Source organism: Aliidiomarina quisquiliarum, from assembly GCF_023922585.1.
GTDB classification, from domain to species: domain Bacteria; phylum Pseudomonadota; class Gammaproteobacteria; order Enterobacterales; family Alteromonadaceae; genus Aliidiomarina; species Aliidiomarina quisquiliarum.
The window spans coordinates 53,410-69,191 of the sequence record NZ_JAMFTN010000014.1 but is presented as its reverse complement, the minus strand read 5'-3'; the positions used below and the strand labels follow the sequence as shown (position 1 = coordinate 69,191).

Annotated in this window: 19 protein-coding genes; 10 read left to right on the top strand and 9 right to left on the bottom strand. The window is 46.4% G+C overall.

Annotated elements, in window-relative coordinates; genetic code table 11:
- The first annotated feature begins 98 nt into the window (after positions 1–98).
- Both M1L23_RS02970 and M1L23_RS02965 read left to right on the top strand, forming a co-directional pair.
- Positions 99–1,151: a DUF3549 family protein gene (locus tag M1L23_RS02970; RefSeq protein ID WP_252625556.1), complete on the top strand. Its 1,053-nt coding sequence runs from the start codon at positions 99–101 to the stop codon at positions 1,149–1,151.
- A complete protein-coding gene (locus tag M1L23_RS02965) occupies positions 1,144–1,533 on the top strand; it encodes a DUF3301 domain-containing protein (RefSeq protein WP_252625554.1) in 390 nt (129 codons plus the stop codon). Before M1L23_RS02970 ends, M1L23_RS02965 begins: the two co-directional genes overlap by 8 nt.
- Here the strand turns inward: M1L23_RS02965 and M1L23_RS02960 are convergent.
- The 3 genes from M1L23_RS02960 to syd form a co-directional block, all read right to left on the bottom strand.
- Entirely contained in the window at positions 1,530–1,877 is a 348-nt protein-coding gene (locus M1L23_RS02960; protein ID WP_252625553.1) for an Mpo1-like protein, read from the bottom strand. The two genes, M1L23_RS02965 and M1L23_RS02960, sit on opposite strands and share 4 nt — an antisense overlap.
- Positions 1,849–2,526 carry a GNAT family N-acetyltransferase gene (locus tag M1L23_RS02955; protein WP_252625552.1) on the bottom strand — a complete coding sequence of 226 codons (678 nt, stop codon included), beginning with the start codon at positions 2,524–2,526 and terminating at the stop codon, positions 1,849–1,851. Before M1L23_RS02955 ends, M1L23_RS02960 begins: the two co-directional genes overlap by 29 nt.
- Before the next feature lie 98 nt (positions 2,527–2,624).
- Positions 2,625–3,164 carry a SecY-interacting protein gene (gene syd / locus M1L23_RS02950; protein ID WP_252625551.1) on the bottom strand — a complete coding sequence of 180 codons (540 nt, stop codon included), beginning with the start codon at positions 3,162–3,164 and terminating at the stop codon, positions 2,625–2,627.
- Between the two features lie 58 nt (positions 3,165–3,222).
- Between syd and queF the strand changes: the two genes are divergently transcribed.
- The 6 genes from queF to M1L23_RS02920 all read left to right on the top strand — a co-directional run bounded on the left by queF (position 3,223) and on the right by M1L23_RS02920 (position 9,898).
- A complete protein-coding gene (gene queF / locus M1L23_RS02945) occupies positions 3,223–4,056 on the top strand; it encodes an NADPH-dependent 7-cyano-7-deazaguanine reductase QueF (protein WP_252625550.1) in 834 nt (277 codons plus the stop codon).
- Positions 4,057–4,129: 73 nt separating this feature from the next.
- The gene (locus M1L23_RS02940; RefSeq protein WP_252625549.1) at positions 4,130–5,713 is read left to right on the top strand and encodes a sensor domain-containing diguanylate cyclase; all 1,584 of its coding nucleotides are present in this window, start codon (positions 4,130–4,132) and stop codon (positions 5,711–5,713) included.
- 15 nt (positions 5,714–5,728) lie between these two features.
- Positions 5,729–7,087, top strand: coding sequence for a nucleotide 5'-monophosphate nucleosidase PpnN (gene ppnN, locus M1L23_RS02935; RefSeq protein ID WP_252625548.1), 1,359 nt, complete (start codon positions 5,729–5,731; stop codon positions 7,085–7,087).
- Positions 7,088–7,098: 11 nt separating this feature from the next.
- Positions 7,099–7,473 (top strand): DUF3192 domain-containing protein, encoded by a 375-nt coding sequence (locus M1L23_RS02930; protein ID WP_252625546.1) that lies wholly within the window; start codon positions 7,099–7,101, stop codon positions 7,471–7,473.
- A gap of 3 nt (positions 7,474–7,476) precedes the next feature.
- Positions 7,477–8,757, top strand: a complete 1,281-nt coding sequence (locus M1L23_RS02925) for a hypothetical protein (RefSeq protein ID WP_252625545.1) — start codon at positions 7,477–7,479, stop codon at positions 8,755–8,757.
- 136 nt (positions 8,758–8,893) lie between these two features.
- Positions 8,894–9,898, top strand: a complete 1,005-nt coding sequence (locus tag M1L23_RS02920; protein WP_252625543.1) for an isocitrate dehydrogenase — start codon at positions 8,894–8,896, stop codon at positions 9,896–9,898.
- 71 nt (positions 9,899–9,969) lie between these two features.
- Here the strand turns inward: M1L23_RS02920 and rlmM are convergent, their stop codons facing one another.
- From rlmM to M1L23_RS02900, 4 genes are read right to left on the bottom strand one after another with little or no spacing between them, the layout of a single operon-like run.
- Positions 9,970–11,055: a 23S rRNA (cytidine(2498)-2'-O)-methyltransferase RlmM gene (gene rlmM, locus M1L23_RS02915; protein WP_252625541.1), complete on the bottom strand. Its 1,086-nt coding sequence runs from the start codon at positions 11,053–11,055 to the stop codon at positions 9,970–9,972.
- Positions 11,052–11,663: an alpha/beta family hydrolase gene (locus tag M1L23_RS02910; protein WP_252625539.1), complete on the bottom strand. Its 612-nt coding sequence runs from the start codon at positions 11,661–11,663 to the stop codon at positions 11,052–11,054. Before M1L23_RS02910 ends, rlmM begins: the two co-directional genes overlap by 4 nt.
- Positions 11,644–12,576: a transcriptional regulator GcvA gene (locus M1L23_RS02905; protein ID WP_252625538.1), complete on the bottom strand. Its 933-nt coding sequence runs from the start codon at positions 12,574–12,576 to the stop codon at positions 11,644–11,646. Before M1L23_RS02905 ends, M1L23_RS02910 begins: the two co-directional genes overlap by 20 nt.
- A gap of 12 nt (positions 12,577–12,588) precedes the next feature.
- Positions 12,589–12,789 (bottom strand): hypothetical protein, encoded by a 201-nt coding sequence (locus tag M1L23_RS02900; RefSeq protein WP_252625537.1) that lies wholly within the window; start codon positions 12,787–12,789, stop codon positions 12,589–12,591.
- 164 nt (positions 12,790–12,953) lie between these two features.
- On the opposite strand from M1L23_RS02900, the gene M1L23_RS02895 reads away from it, so the two are divergent.
- Positions 12,954–13,700, top strand: a complete 747-nt coding sequence (locus M1L23_RS02895) for an AzlC family ABC transporter permease (protein ID WP_252625536.1) — start codon at positions 12,954–12,956, stop codon at positions 13,698–13,700.
- Positions 13,690–13,998 carry an AzlD family protein gene (locus M1L23_RS02890; RefSeq protein WP_252625533.1) on the top strand — a complete coding sequence of 103 codons (309 nt, stop codon included), beginning with the start codon at positions 13,690–13,692 and terminating at the stop codon, positions 13,996–13,998. Before M1L23_RS02895 ends, M1L23_RS02890 begins: the two co-directional genes overlap by 11 nt.
- A gap of 101 nt (positions 13,999–14,099) precedes the next feature.
- Here M1L23_RS02890 and M1L23_RS02885 read toward each other — a convergent pair whose 3' ends face one another.
- Positions 14,100–14,864: an SDR family oxidoreductase gene (locus M1L23_RS02885; RefSeq protein WP_252625532.1), complete on the bottom strand. Its 765-nt coding sequence runs from the start codon at positions 14,862–14,864 to the stop codon at positions 14,100–14,102.
- A gap of 3 nt (positions 14,865–14,867) precedes the next feature.
- Positions 14,868–15,773: a 3-hydroxyisobutyrate dehydrogenase gene (mmsB, locus tag M1L23_RS02880; RefSeq protein WP_252625531.1), complete on the bottom strand. Its 906-nt coding sequence runs from the start codon at positions 15,771–15,773 to the stop codon at positions 14,868–14,870.
- Positions 15,774–15,782 lie beyond the last annotated feature (9 nt).

Below are 15,782 nucleotides of genomic sequence, written 5' to 3'. Positions count from 1 at the left end.
TCCTTATGGTGAAAATAACACCCCATATTATATGGAAAAATGTTGCGGTTTGATATGTACGGCTATGCCACTAAGAATAAAGCGAGAACAACACTGTAATGACACAAATAGCCACTCTGACTGAATTTTTAGACGCCAGCGGCGTTACTTGGCGAGCTCATGACCTTTCCCGCCGGGTAATGGAGCTGCCGCCTAGTTTACTGCGTCAGGTAGAACAAGGTGTGCGCCCGTTTCCTACGCCGCGGCAGCAAAAGGCTTGGTTGGCCATTACTTTTTGGCATTCAACCACTGCAGCTGCCCAGCCATTTATTTGGTTTGCCGCCTTACCACTCGACGAACGAGGCATGTTTCAACATGCGGCCATGCAGCACTTTATGAGCATTATTGTTGAGGCCCTAGGCCAACAGCCCACCGCCCACTTAACCGAGTCGCAACAACAAAGGTTACAACAAAACCCTTATATTTTTCAGCCCGACGAAGCTCGCCGCGCGGCTTTTCATGCTCAAATTTCTGCCGCTTTAAGTCAGGAGCCTTCCATTCATTTTGAACATGCAGAAGCTTATTTTTCTGGCCGTAGCGATATCAGTTGGCAGCTGCTAGGTATTCAAGGCATTCATGACATGGCCGTGCGCAGCCTTCAGCAGCCTGCTATACAACACTATATAAGCCAGCACTATTTTAGCTTTCCAGAGCCTATACAAGAAGCACTTAGCTTAGCCCTAGAGCAGGTTATTTTACCTTCAGCATTACAACAAAACTTGCTGGCGTTACGCACCGAAGCTGCTTCATTGGCCGCACGCCTGCGCCTTATTCGCTGTGTCTCAGGCCGCGCTAACGAGCCTGCATTGCAGCACTGGCTACGTCAGTTATTAACTGCAAGCAGCCATAGCGCAGAGCAGCAAGAACTACTATTAGTCATTGCCGCCCGCTGCTGGAGCGCACTGCAAGAACATAGGTTGCTTGAGTTGTTTTTCACCAAGCTGGCGCAAAACGACCTAAAGCTTTTTATTACCTTATATAAAGAGCTAGTTGCCATAACTGAATTGAGACCCCATTGTTTAAGTTTACTATACCAAACCAACTTAGCCCCTAGCCTACAACAGGCCGTACTTGCCCTGAAGCGGTCGGTTCGCGAGTCAACCCATGTTTAACTTAACGGATTTAATGTTACTTTTTGCTTTTATTGGTATCTGTGGGGCTTTTTGGCAGTGGCGCCAACAAGACGAGGTTGCACGACAGTATGCCCTACAGCTATGCAAGCGCCATGAATTGCAGTTTCTAGATATTGCACGTAGAAATGGCCGTCCTAGCTGGCAAAAAGGCTTGGGCTGGTTAGCCATGTTTCAGTTTGGCTTTTCAAGTGACGGAGAAATGCGATACGAAGGTACACTCAATTTGTTTAACTTAAAGCTGCAAGACACCTATATTCCACCCCACCGCACCCCCACAGACTTACCTGAAGAGCGCACAGCCCGCTGTGGTCAGCCACACATGAGTATGAGCTACGGCAAACGCACCGACGATCAAAGCTAAGACCAAGCTTGCTTAGCCGCAGCACTACGTTTGCGGGTAAACATATAAACTAAGGCATCTTTATACATTACCCAGTCGCCCATTAGGCTGTATAGCGGATATTGAAAGGTGGCTGGCTTATTCCGTTCGAAAACAAAATGCCCGAACCAAGCAAAACTATAACCGATTAAGGGTAATGTAAGTAGCCACCAAAAGTTCATGGTAGTTACCGCAAACACGAGCATAGCTAAAGTTAATGTGCTGCCCATATAGTGCAAAAAACGGCAGATACCGTTACTGTGCTCTTTTAAATAGTATGGGTAAAATTCAGCAAAACTATAAAATTTCATCGGTCCAGTGTTCATATTCACCTGCTTCGGTTAAAGCTTCTCGGTCTAAATATAATAGTTGGCCGCGAACTTTTTCTTTATCAATTTCGGCCACTAACTGATACCCCCTTGCGCTAAAAAACCGTTCATACTCAGGGCGGGTGGTAAATACCGCTACACCTTGAGACTCCGGGTGCAAACGCAATTCTTCTTGCACGGCCCGCACCAACAAGTCACCGCGGCCATGCTGTTGATACCTAGGGTGAACCGCAAGAAATACCACCATGTGGTAACTTTTAGCTGGTACTGCCGCACTTATTATGCGTTCTTTCTCTAGCATTTGCTTGGTACTTAAAAACCCTGCCGTCAGCAACATTTTTAACCGCCAGTGCCAAACTCTGTCGCCACCAAAGTGTTCACCTGGACGGGTTAAGCACACTACACCTTGTAAGGTGTTTTCAGTGAAAATACCAAACATAGGCTGTTCATTTTGCCAGAACATCATTAACTCTTCGCGAATAGACGCCCGCAACCGCTGCTCGTAGCCTTCTTTTTCATGTTGGAAAATATGCTGAAAAACCGGATCGTCTTGGTACGCTTGGAAAAGCAGCGAGGCTGCCGCACGAATATCTTCCGACGCCAAGTAAACCAAGGTTCCATCTAATTGTTCGCTTGTTTTCGTCATTAAGCCTCCGTGGTTAGTTAATGACCATACACAGTAGTTATTAATAGCTAACTATTGTTGAGTAATCAAACACTACCTACCTGGTCGGGCAAATTAATTTAAGCGGGCTCTAACCGTTCTAAAAAATAAATCAGGTCGCTGGCCAATAGTTCATGCTGCTCTTTGCCCACATACTCAAGCCCTACAGCACCTGTTTCATTATTCACCGACACAATCAAGTCGTCTTCATTACCAACGCCTATAAAAAGTGTAATTGGCTGGCGCAAGCGTTGTTTCATCATTACATGGCCAATTAAGTTTTGTTGCAGTCGTTCGGCATCTTCGGGTAATTGCACTTGCAATAAGGTAAAATTGTGATCACGAAAACGGACATGAAGATCACCTGCCCAAAACTGACTGAAAAAGTCTTTTATACTTCCGTGCAAGGTTAATTCTAGTGCTTTTTCTACATTCGCAAATGCTGTTGCTGGCTTTTGAGCCACAGCTTGCCATGCTATATGTTCGCCATTCGGTTCGCCGTAATAACAAGACGCCTGCCATTCCTCTACATAATCGGTAGTTGGCTTGCGCCCTTGTTTTTCATAATGTGTAGCGTAATCTTTGTGTAGTTGGGCGAGTACTGCTTTTACTTCGCTCATGGGCTCTCCTAAACCAATCGTCAGCTAATAACTTCATTCTATGTGTAGGACCTAACAAATGCCAACAACGAACCCCTTAGCCAAACTTGCGCTAGGCAAAGCCACCAGCTATCCACACCAGTATAATGCTAGCTTGCTTGATGCCGTGCCAAGAAGTATGAACCGTTTACCTATTGGTATTAAAAACGAAAACTTACCCTTTATCGGCACCGACACTTGGACTGCTTATGAATTATCTTGGCTTAATAACAATGGCTTGCCCCAGGTTGCTATTGCTGAGTTTGATATACCTGCCAGCAGCCCTAGCTTAATTGAGTCGAAGTCGTTTAAGTTGTACTTAAACAGTTTTAATCAACACAAACTTTCTTCCTGGCAGGACTTACAGCTTATTTTACAAACCGATTTAAGTGCCTGTGCAGAAGCTGCTGTAACCGTGCGTTTATATACCTTGACCGATTACGCTAAACTAGGCATTGCCCTACCCCGCGGCACAAGTATTGATCAGCAAAACATTGATATTCACAGCTACAACTACAACCCTAAACTACTGCAATTAAAGTCGGCCAATGTTGTCACTGAAACCTTACACAGCGACTTATTAAAGTCGAATTGTTTAATTACCAACCAGCCCGACTGGGGCAGTGTGGAAATTATTTATCAAGGCCCTGCCTTATGCCATGAAAACTTGTTGCGTTATATAGTCAGTTATCGTAATCATAACGAGTTCCACGAGCAGTGCGTTGAGCGTATTTTTATGGATATCATGCAGCTAGCCCAACCACTTATGCTAAGCGTGCAAGCTCGTTACACTCGACGGGGTGGGCTCGATATAAACCCATGGCGTAGTACTACAGATAATGTTGCGTTATTAGCACGTACTGCTCGTCAATAAGGCCTTCTTTATGTGTTATCATGGGCTGCAATTTACCGTTATATATTGAACAATTTGACTAGAGTAGTGCGAAGTGGATAATCCTGCGAGAAATGAGACCCTACAGCTGCAAGCCCAGCTGGCAGAAAGCAAAGTTTTACGCGACCAACTTGAAGCAACTTATCGCAACGACTTCGCTGCTTTAACCAAGTTTATTGGTCGTTTAAGTAACGCTTTGCGCGGTATTGATGGTGAACTCGATCACCGCCTTAGTAAAATGCAAGGCAGCATGTTGCAGTCCACTAGCATTGAAAGTGTTATTCCAGTAATGGACGACATTAGCTTACTTTTAAAACAGCATGGGGTGCGTTTACAAAAAGAGCTGCAAGACACCCATAATCGTTTAATAAGTGCCGCCAAGCGTTTGCAGCAAATGAATAACTTGCCCCGTGAAACTCGGGCCGAACTACGTGACTTGTTAGCCCAAGTAGAAGGCCCTGCATTTTCTGTACTCCACTACTTACCTTATTTAAATCAGCTTTTAGAATTATATCAGCGTAGTCTTACGTTGCGGGCGCATGCAACACAGCCACAGGTTAAAAATGTAGGGGTCGACTCTAGGGCTTTGGCCGACCAGCCGCACGCAAACTTAAAAGAAGAATTGATTAATTTACTCTCGTTTATTGATCTGTCGGGCAGTGCGGCGGTGGGTATACAAAATATTCGCCAACAACTATTAGGCAACTTAAGTGAAGAGCAATTCGTTATTTCTTGCGTGCAAGTAATTCGGCTTATTGTGCAAGGTATTAACGAAGAGCGTCAATCGGCGCAAACCTTTCTAAAAAACCTAAACGATGTATTAAGCACCATTTCAAGCTGTGTTGCGCGCACCTTAGAAAATAGTGAAACCACTCAGCATGCGCACCACAAGCTTGACAGCCAAATCGACGCTGGTATTAACTCACTTACTCTGTCAACACAAACCGCTACTAACTTAACCGAGCTTACTACCAAAATAAGCACCCATGTAGCGGTTATTGTTAGCAGCCTGAACATAAAAAAAGAACTTGTTGCGAACAGTCATAAGGAACTTACCAACGAGTTAGCAGCGGCCCAGTCTCGTATTATCGAGCTCGAACAAGAAGCCGACGCCTACAAAGACAAATTAACCGAACAAAAATTCAAAAGTTTACAAGACAGTTTAACCCGACTACCCAACCGGGCCGCTTTTGAAGAGCGCCTAGAGCTAGAGTTTAATCGGTGGCAACGTTACGGCACCCCACTAGCAATTGCTATTGCCGACATTGACCTATTCAAAAATATTAACGACTCGTACGGCCATATAGCGGGCGACAAAACACTTCAAGTTATCGCTAGCATGTTGAAAAAGTCGTTGCGTGGTACCGACTTTGTCGCTCGTTTTGGCGGTGAAGAGTTTGTGATGGTATTCCCGCAAACGGAAGTCAGCGATATTGCCGAGCCCCTTGATAAAGCAAGAAAGCGAATTCAAAACATTCCATTTAAATTTAAAAACAACGATATCTCAATTACAATTTCTATTGGCGCTGCCTCTTTTACAGACGGAGACAGTATTAGTAGCGTTTTTGAACGCGCTGACAAAGCGCTGTATTCTGCAAAGAAAGATGGCCGTAATAAAGTTGTAATTGATAGCCGCTAGGAGAAAAACGGCCTTATGCGAATTTCATTATCCCCACAGGGCAGTATGTCCCTTTTATCACAGGTAGAAATTGATCGCTTACAACAGTCTACCAACAGTGAACTGTACAAGTTGTTTCGTAACTGTGTGCTTGCTGTATTAAACGTTGGTAGCCACACGGACGATGCCGACGACATATATAACCAATTTAAAGATTTTGAAGTAAATGTATTGCGCCGTGAACGCGGGGTGAAGTTAGAGCTTATTCACCCACCAGCGAAAGCCTTTGTTGATGGTGAACTAATTGAAGGTATTCGTGAACACGTAGAGTCGGTACTACGCGATATTCTTTTTGTTGGCGAACGCTACCCAGAGTCGGCGCTAAAAGGCATTGACTCACGCCACTTAACTCACGTTGTATTCGATATTTTACGCAATGCGAATACCCTTCGCCCCGCTGCTGAGCTAAATATGGTGGTATGCTGGGGTGGCCATTCCATTAACGAAGTTGAGTATAAATACAGTAAAGTGGTTGGTTACGAGCTTGGTCTGCGTAATTTTAATATTTGTACTGGTTGTGGCCCCGGTGCTATGAAAGGCCCAATGAAAGGCGCCACCATAGGCCATGCCAAGCAGCGCATTAAAAACGCCCGCTATTTTGGTTTAACCGAGCCAGGTATTATTGCCGCCGAACCGCCAAACCCTATTGTTAATGAACTGGTTATTATGCCAGACATTGAAAAGCGTCTTGAAGGCTTTGTACGCTGCGCACATGGCATTATTATATTTCCTGGTGGCGCTGGTACCGCGGAAGAAGTGCTTTATATTTTGGGTATTTTAATGCACCCTAAAAACAAAGATCAGCAACTACCCATAGTATTCACTGGGCCAGAAGAAAGCCGCGATTACTTTGAACATTTAGACCGATTTATTCAAAAAACCTTAGGCGAAGAAGCTACCCAGTGGTACACCATTATTATTAATGACCCACAAACAGTTGCACAGCACATTCAAACTAGGGTGAGTGCCGTTAAACGTTACCGCCTTGGTAGCGGCGACGCCTATTACTTTAACTGGACCTTGCATATTGATGAGTCGTTCCAAATTCCTTTTGAGCCTACTCATGAAAATGTAACAACCCTAAAATTACATCGCGATAGACCCAAAGAAGAGCTTGCCGCCGACTTGCGCCGGGCTTTTTCAGCTATTGTGGCAGGCAACGTAAAAGCACCAAGTATTGCTGATATAAAACGCCACGGGCCTTATTTAATTCATGGCGACACCGACTTAATGCACGAGCTCGACGCGCTACTTGAGTCGTTTGTGAAGCAGCACCGGATGAAACTTCCTGGCGAAAAACCATACGATCCTTGCTATCGTGTTATTAAAAACTAGAGGAGCAAGTTATGTTCAAGGGCTTTAGCATTGCTATTGTCGGTTTTATAATTTACGCCATTATTGCAGGTGGTGTATTAACCTTCTACACGGCTAACCCCGAGAATATGACCTGGCGCGAGCGCGAAATTTTCAACCGTAAATATATTGGTCGCCTTGAACTTGGCAGCCCAAGTGGTGAAGTTTTGCGCTTGCTTGGACCACCTGATTTAAGCGAGGCCATTACCACTTCTGCAGGCGAGCTGGTAGTGTATTTTTACCGTACCCACCATGTGAAATCCGACGGTGTAACCACCCGTGACGAAACCACCCCGTTAATATTTCGCAATGAAAAGCTAATAGCCTGGGGTGAGTCTGCTTACCAAGAATACACGGGACGCAACTAACCTATGGCTTCGTTCCTGCTCGCTCACCAGCTTGTTCAAGGGCTCTTAACACGCGAGAAAATATCTGCTAGCGACTTAACCCAGGTTATTTCCAGTATCAGCTGCCTTGCCCGCGAGCCAGACTACACTTTACTTGGCTGTATCAACGAAATCCAGCAGCGTGGAGCCAACACCCAAGGTATTCTTCCCGCCGCAACCTTTGAATTACTGCTTATTGCTTGGGCTGCCCACTACCGTTATTTATCGAAACGCTATACCCAACTGCTTTTATCGCAAAGCATCATGAATCGAGCGCGCAGCTTGCAGCAACAAGATAAACGCCCTTTAAGCCAACTCATTCGCTGCGCCCAAGTTATTGCCGATGATGCTTGGCAAGGCAAAGATTTACGCTCTATATTCACGCGTCTTGTGCGTTATCGAAACGTAGCACAAGGCGTAGAGCTTTTAGCCGAAGTGCTGTGGTATCAAGAGCAGTTTGCTGCAGCCAATACGCACCAAACAAAATTACGGCCATTACCACGTAAACTATTACATGCTATTCGGGGCTGGCCCTACAACGACGAGCTTTTACCCCGAGTTGTTGAAGCCCTTGAAAAACAAACCCTGCTGCAACAACGCCTACGCGAACAAGCAACAGAATTAACCAAGCAACGGCGCTTACTCTCGGTAAAACAAGCTTTATTACTACTTGGCCCTGAAGCCAGCCGTGAGCTTATTTTAATTACCCATTTTGAAGCACACTTAACCCACCCATACATTCCGCTGCGGCAAGCACTATTACACCGAAGAGCATTGCTGGCACAATGCTTATTACTACTTTGCGATCAGGTGAAAGTAAGTTTGCCCTGCCATGTAGACCTATTATGTTACCTATGGATTTACGACTGCTGGTATCATCCTGAACTAAGTACTCAACTGCGTTGGAAGTATCAAACTAGCTTAATAGCCCCAGAAGCCATAACCACTTGGCAGCCTTTACAACAACAGCTTGAGCCTGTGCGGGCTTTGAAACTGGTCGACTATTGGCAATTACCCAGTAGCTTAGTGCCGTTATTGCGTATGCATTCAAGTTTAACGAACCCTGCTTTAGTTTGTGCCCGTTTAGCACATATCGCTACTGAATTAATCAGTCATCATGGTACCGAGTTGCCTAAAGCTTGGGAAAGTCAGGTGGAGCCACTGCTGAAGGCCGTGCATTTAAGTTGGGCCGACTTTTTGCACATACAGCAACATGCCAGCCACACCTTAAACGCCCAATGCCCATTAGAAATTATTCCTTTATAAAGGCGGGCAAGCTTCGTTCAGCAAGAATATTCAGCGTGCTTGGTGTAAACTGAGCACAAAATAATTTCGCAGTTCGTCTATATCGTTCAAAGCAGTCTAGACGCTTATTACCTAGCTAGTAGAAGGAAAAACAACCATGAGCACCACTATTACCGTTATTCCTGGAGACGGGATCGGACCCGACATTGTCGACGCCACCATTAAAGTTTTAGACAAAGCCGGCTGTGGGCTTACCTACGAATATGTAGACGCTGGCCTAATTGCTTTAGAAAAGCATGGCGAGCTGCTGCCTGACGTAACCTTAGCCGCTATTGATCGTAACCGGGTTGCTTTAAAAGGGCCGTTAACCACACCCGTAGGTGGCGGTTTTACTTCTATTAACGTTACCATGCGCAAACACTTTGGTTTATACGCTAACTTACGCCCGGTGGTGTCGTTTAAAGGTACTCAAGCACGTTATGACAACATCGACATTATTACCGTGCGTGAAAATACCGAAGGTATGTACTCGGGTTTAGGCCAAATAACTTCTGCCGACGGCTCGGAAGCAGAAGCAATGAGTAAAGTTACCCGGGTTGGTTGTGAGCGTATTCTGCGCTTTGCTTATGAACTAGCCCGCCGCGAGGGCCGCAAAAAAGTAACGGCTGTACACAAGGCCAATATTCTTAAAACCACTTCGGGTATGTTTTTAAGTGTTGCCCGTGATATTGCCAAGGAATACCCCGACATTCAGTCGGAAGAAATGATTATCGACGCCACTTGTATGAAGTTAGTGATGACGCCAGAAATTTTCGACGTCATTGTAACCACCAACTTGTTTGGCGACATTTTATCAGACCTATGTGCAGGTTTAGTGGGCGGTTTGGGTATGGCACCAGGCGCCAATATTGGTCGCGACCATGCTATTTTTGAAGCCGTTCATGGCTCAGCTCCCGACATTGCTGGTAAAAACATTGCTAACCCTAGTTCGGTTATTTTGGCCGCTATACAAATGCTCGAACATATTGGCCAAACCGACAATGCCAAGCGTATTTTAGCCGCTCTACGCGACACCATTGAAAGTGGCGATCGCACAACTGCCGATCTCGGCGGTAACCACGGTACAACAGAGTTTACCCAAGCAATTCTTGACCGCTTATAACGGTTATTTAATAGACCACAAAAAAAAGGCAGCCTATTAAGGCTGCCGTTTTTATTTCTGCCGAGGTAAACCTAACTTAAGCTTTTCAGCTTCTTACGTAAGTAAACCGTAATTTCTTCACGATCATGGTACAAGTGTCGAGCGGTTAATTCCCAACCCCACACTTCCGCTTCTTTTAGCCGCGCCTTAATAGCGTCTAAGTATTGGTGCACCGCCGCATAACGCTTTTTCATGGGCAGTTTTAAGTTGAAAATAGCGTCTTCACAATAGCCTTCAATAAACCAATCTGTCATCAAATGGGCTACTTTTACGGGCTTTTCAACCATGTCGCATACTAGCCACTGTACGTTTTTACGTTTCGGCCGAAACGCAAAACCGTCTTCGCGGTAATGTTTAACTTGACCAGTTGCCATTAACTTCTCATCAATAGCACCGTTATCTACCGCGCTTACCATCATGCCATGGGCCACTAACACAGCGGTCCAGCCACCCGGGCAAGCGCCTAAGTCGACAGCATTCATGCCCGAACTTACACGCTTTTCAAATTCGTGAGGCGGAATCATTACTTTAAAGGCTTCAGCTAGCTTTGCCGCAGAGCGGCTTGGGCTTAACTTAGGCGAACGAATACGGGGAATACCCATTTCATATGGCGCATGATTATAGCTGTAGGAATAACCTAATATGGCCGAGTGGGTGCTACGAAACATAACGTGCAACACCGGCCGATTGTCTACGTCTGTTTCGGTTAATATATCGGCTTTACGTAAAGCAATACGCAATGGCGTACTAATGCTTTTACACAGGCCAGAAAGCGCCCGCCCCTCATTAGTGTCGGCAGTTTCTACCCATACTTTGCCACACACTTGGGTGTCTTTTTCTTTCAGCACCGCAATAATAGGCTCAATGCGGTCGTCAACGGTTAAACTATTACACTCCGCCACCACAACAATTAGTTGACGGGCGAAAATAAGCCTATAAATAGCAAGCTTGCGGCCAATATGGTCCGCTTCTTCATCTTTACAGTGAAACATAACCACGCCACTGTCGGGTTGTGCTTTACAGTAACCGTAAACACCTAATTCACCCGCTTTTTCTTGTATTTCTGCCGCACATTCGCTTTCAAAGCCTGCGCGGCAATAGAGTAAAACGCCACTCATGTATTGCTCTCCAACCATTCACTTACTTGCTGTGCTACCCAAACCCAACGGTCGTTTACAGACTCGTTCGTTTGTTTTTGAACACCTTTGGACGGAATTAAATCATGATCACCATTCGTGGCCCAAATACACTCCACATTACTTGGTAATGGTTGTGCTTCCACCCACGAACGCTTACCAAAAGGATCTCGCTCGCCATGTATAATCAAATTCTTTGCGCGCTGATTATACAGATCATTGAGCCGATGTTTCGTTTCTTTTCCAGGCGGATGAAAAGGGAACCCCAAAGCAATAGCCGCCGTAGCCTGCGCTGTGTCGGCTATACGATAAGCAACACGGGCCCCCATCGACTTTCCCATTACAGCAAAATATGTTAAATCAAGGCTATGAATGTATTGCAACATGGCTTGGTCAAGTTGCGCTGCGGGGTTAGGGGGTCGCTTACGGCCTGTTACTCGTATTTGCTGCCAATAGGGAAATTCAAACACAAATGTCTTGTGCCCTGCCTGCTCAAGTGCCTTGGCAACCGTGCTCATAAATGGGCTGTCGGGCCCTGCCCCCGCCCCATGCGCAAACACAATGGGGCATTTAGTTAGATTGTTTGACACTCGTAAGCTCCGCTTTAGCCAGCTCGGTTTCGTCGCGGGCCACTTCACTTAGTAACCAATTGCGGAAAGTGGCAATTTTACCGGCATCGGCTTGCGACTCACGACACACCATAAAAAACGCGTCATTGGTAGGTAACTCTTGCGGAAAAACCTGCACTAAATGGCCTGCATCTATCTCGGGCTTAGCAAATATATTATTAGCAAGCGCCACTCCTTGGCCGTGTACAGCAGCTTTTAAAGCCAAGGCAGAGTGGCTAAATATAGGACCACTTTTAACTGCTGGGGGCTGTTCACCCACCATTTCAAACCAATCTTTCCAAGCGTTACGGGTTTCTTCGTGTAATAAACTATGGTTATGCAAGTCGGCCGGTACCTGCAGCGGGGTTTCACCTTGTAGTAACTGTGGCGAACACACTGGTATTAATGTTTCATTGTGTAATCGGTCAGCCCGCAACCCTTGCCAGCGGCCAGCGCCATAGTAAATAGCCACATCAACATAGTCAGTTAATGAACCTGTCACCTCGTCAACGGCCTTTATTCGTACATCCATTTCAGGGTGCGCTTCATGCAGCCTACTTAAACGTGGCACTAACCAAATAATAGCAAAACCAGGTGGTACACAAACCGTTAATGAGCCCTGCTCACTGGCCAGCATAATACGCCCCGTTACCAAGGTAAGATGATCAAGCATTTGGCGAATTTCAAGATAGTAGGCTTGGCCAGCTTCCGTTAACAGTAGGTTTCTGTTTCTACGCAAAAACAATGGTAAGTTAAGGTATTCTTCCAGCGCTTTTACTTGGTGGCTTACTGCCGCTTGGGTAACGAAAAGCTCAGCGGCAGCCTTAGTAAAGCTTAAGTGGCGCGCTGCAGCCTCAAATGACTTGAGCGCGTTCAATGGGGGTAGTTTGCGCATACAAGCTCTTTGTTATGAATCAGCCGTTGTAGTTGTCAAAGTGGCCTCATTCTCAGCAGCATTAGAAAACTTGCGTGCAGGTAATGTACCCACGCACAAACGGCACTCGCCTTCAGCTGGCGCCGAACTTTCCACGTAGCGTACTTTATGGCTGGCACTACTACGGTTGCTTGAAACTTGATAAATGCGATCGCGCCCTTGCTCATTACTCATAACTTACTCCTTGGTTGCTAAAGTCGTTATAGCTTTACGACTCATTTCACTTTAACCTTAGTGTTATATCATAACAAAACATCTGCTTAATAAGTAGCTAGCTAACATTATTCCGCTGGTTGTGTTGCATGCAGGTTATCTATCTCGTTTTAGAAGGAATACACATGGCAGTTGTCGGCTCCGAGTTGTACCGACTCAATAAATTATTGGTTTGGCAGGGCTTCAAACAGCTTGCACCCATTGGCATGTTTGTCGCAGCCTTTGGTGCCGCCTTTGGCTTAGCTGCTACACAAGCTGGCTTAGCCGACTCAACCACGCTTACCATGAGCATGCTAGTGTTTACCGGCACCGCCCAATTTGCCATTTTAGACCTATGGGGTCCTGAACTGCCACTATTCACAATTTTACTAACGGTTTTTGCTATTAATTCACGTCACCTGCTTATGGGGGCCACCCTTTACCCTTGGCTACGGCACTTGCCACCAGCGCAGCGCTATGGCGTTATGTTAGTGGTTTCCGATGCCAACTGGGCCATGGCCATGCAAACCTTTAACCGCAAAGAGCCAGGGCTTGGGGTGTTATTAGGTGGTGGTATCGCACTGTGGCTGTACTGGGTGCTCGGTACTTGGCTTGGGGTTTATTTTGGTAATGTTATTAGCAACCCTAAGGCATTTGGCATCGATATGGTTATGGCTTGCTTTTTACTTGCCTTAGTACTCGACACCCAAAAAAGCCTATCCACTTTTATTACCTGGGTGGTTGCTGCAACCGCATCGTTACTCGCCTATTGGTATTTACCAGAAAATAGTCACGTTATTGTTGGCGCTTTAGCCGGGGGCATTGCAGGTACTATGGTGATTGACAAAACGCCTACTGAAGAATCATTAGGAGAAGAAAAAAATGAGCATTGAAGCCACTACCCTAAGTATTTTAGGGGTTATCATTGCTATGGCATTAGTTACCCTTGCTACTCGCTGGGGGGGCGTATACGCCATGTCGTTTGTGCCCATACGGCCGCGTGTACAACGCTTTATTCAAGCTATGTCAGGCTCGGTCCTGGTGGCGCTGCTAGCCCCCATGGCTGTCGCTGGCGATACCGCTGCTCGGTTAGCATTATTAACCACCGCAGGCGTTATGCTGGTATTCAAAAAACCATTGCTGGCTATTGCCTGTGGCGTTGTAGCGGCCGCCTTGTTCAGATACTTTTAACCAGCTAACTTTTGCTGTCTTAAACATTGGAGTCAGAACCAACCGTTGCTAAAAGCTTACACACTTCAGCGATTGTCTAGCCTTGGTTCTGACCCCAGCAATTACAGCCTCACGCCGCCGTCAATTTCAACCACGCGGCCGCTGAAGTAGTCGTTTTCAATAATAAAGCGTGCAGCGTCGGCCACTTCACTTGGCTGCCCCCAACGCGATAAAGGGACCATTGCTAAAGCCCGCTCAACTGCTTCTGGCTTCATAACTGCAGTCATAGGCGTTTCAATAAAGCCTGGGGCAATGGCACCACAGCGAATGCCAAACCGGCCTAGCTCTTTCGCCCAGGTGACTGTCATGGCCACAACCCCGGCTTTCGTTGCTGCATAGTTGGTTTGGCCAAAGTTACCCGAACGCGCCACGCTAGAGATATTAATTATCACGCCTTTACGACCACTTTTGGCCATTGCAGCTGCTGCTTCACGGCCACACAAAAATGTGCCAGTTAGGTTAACATCTACTACCGACTGCCACTGCTGAAGAGGCATTTTATGGGTCACTTCACCGTCTTTGCACTTAATCAATAAACCGTCACGTAAAATGCCGGCATTGTTAATTAATACGTCGATACCATCGAAGTCTGCATCTAACGCGGTAAAGGTTGCTTCAACAGCTGCTTCATCGGTTACGTTGACCACATAAGTGCGTACCACTTTAGCGCCCGCGGTTTCACAGGCTAGCTGAGCTTCAGCTAGTTGTTCTGCATTCATGTCTAGCAATGCTAGCGACGCGCCTTGAGTGGCAAAGTTTTCTGCCATGGCACGGCCTAAGCCCTGCGCACCGCCGGTAATTACTATTACTGAATCTGAAACTTGCATATTCTATTTCCCTTGTTCAAACCATTTGAAAATACTGGAAAAGTCTTTTTTACCAAAGCCCTGCTCACTGTGCTGTTGGTATAAGGCAGCCGCAGCATTTCCCATTGGCGTGGAAGAATTGGTTTGCTCCGCTGTTGCTAAGGCTAAGCCTAAATCTTTCAGCATTAAGTCAACCAAGAAACCGCCATTATAATCATTGCTCGAAGGTACATTATCCATTACACCTGGGCATGGGTTATATACTTCTAAAGTCCAGTTGCGGCCAGAACTTTGCAGCATAATCTCCGATAACACTTGTGGGTTTAAACCATGGTCTATACCCAACTTTAATGCTTCCGCAGTACCCGACATAAGTACACCAAGCAACATGTTGTTACAGATTTTAGCCACTTGCCCAGCACCGTGGGCACCGGCGGTAAATACCGCTTTGCCCATGCATTCAAGTAACGGCCGTGCTTCTTCAACGTCGGCGTTATCGCCACCACAAATGAAGGTTAAAGTACCTGCTTTAGCGCCGCCAACACCACCCGACACTGGCGCGTCAATACAGCGCACACCCGCTGCGGTTAAGCCTTGGGCTAATTCACGCGCGGCTTCGGCACTAATGGTGCTGGAATCAACCACCAGCGCGCCTTTAGGAATAAACCCGGCAATGCCCTTAGCGTCGGCGCCGGCATAGCCAAAATACAGGCCTAATACATGTTTATCTGCAGGCAGCATTGAAAATACTATTTCGGCGTTCTGTACCGCTGCTATAGCCGACGATGCCACCTGCGCACCAGCTGCTTCTAACGCAGCTAGCGCATCGGCCGACAAGTCGAACACCGTTACCGCATGGCCTGCTTTCACTAAATTGGTAGCCATGGGGCCACCCATATTTCCTAACCCTATAAATGCAATTGCGGTCATAAAACCCTC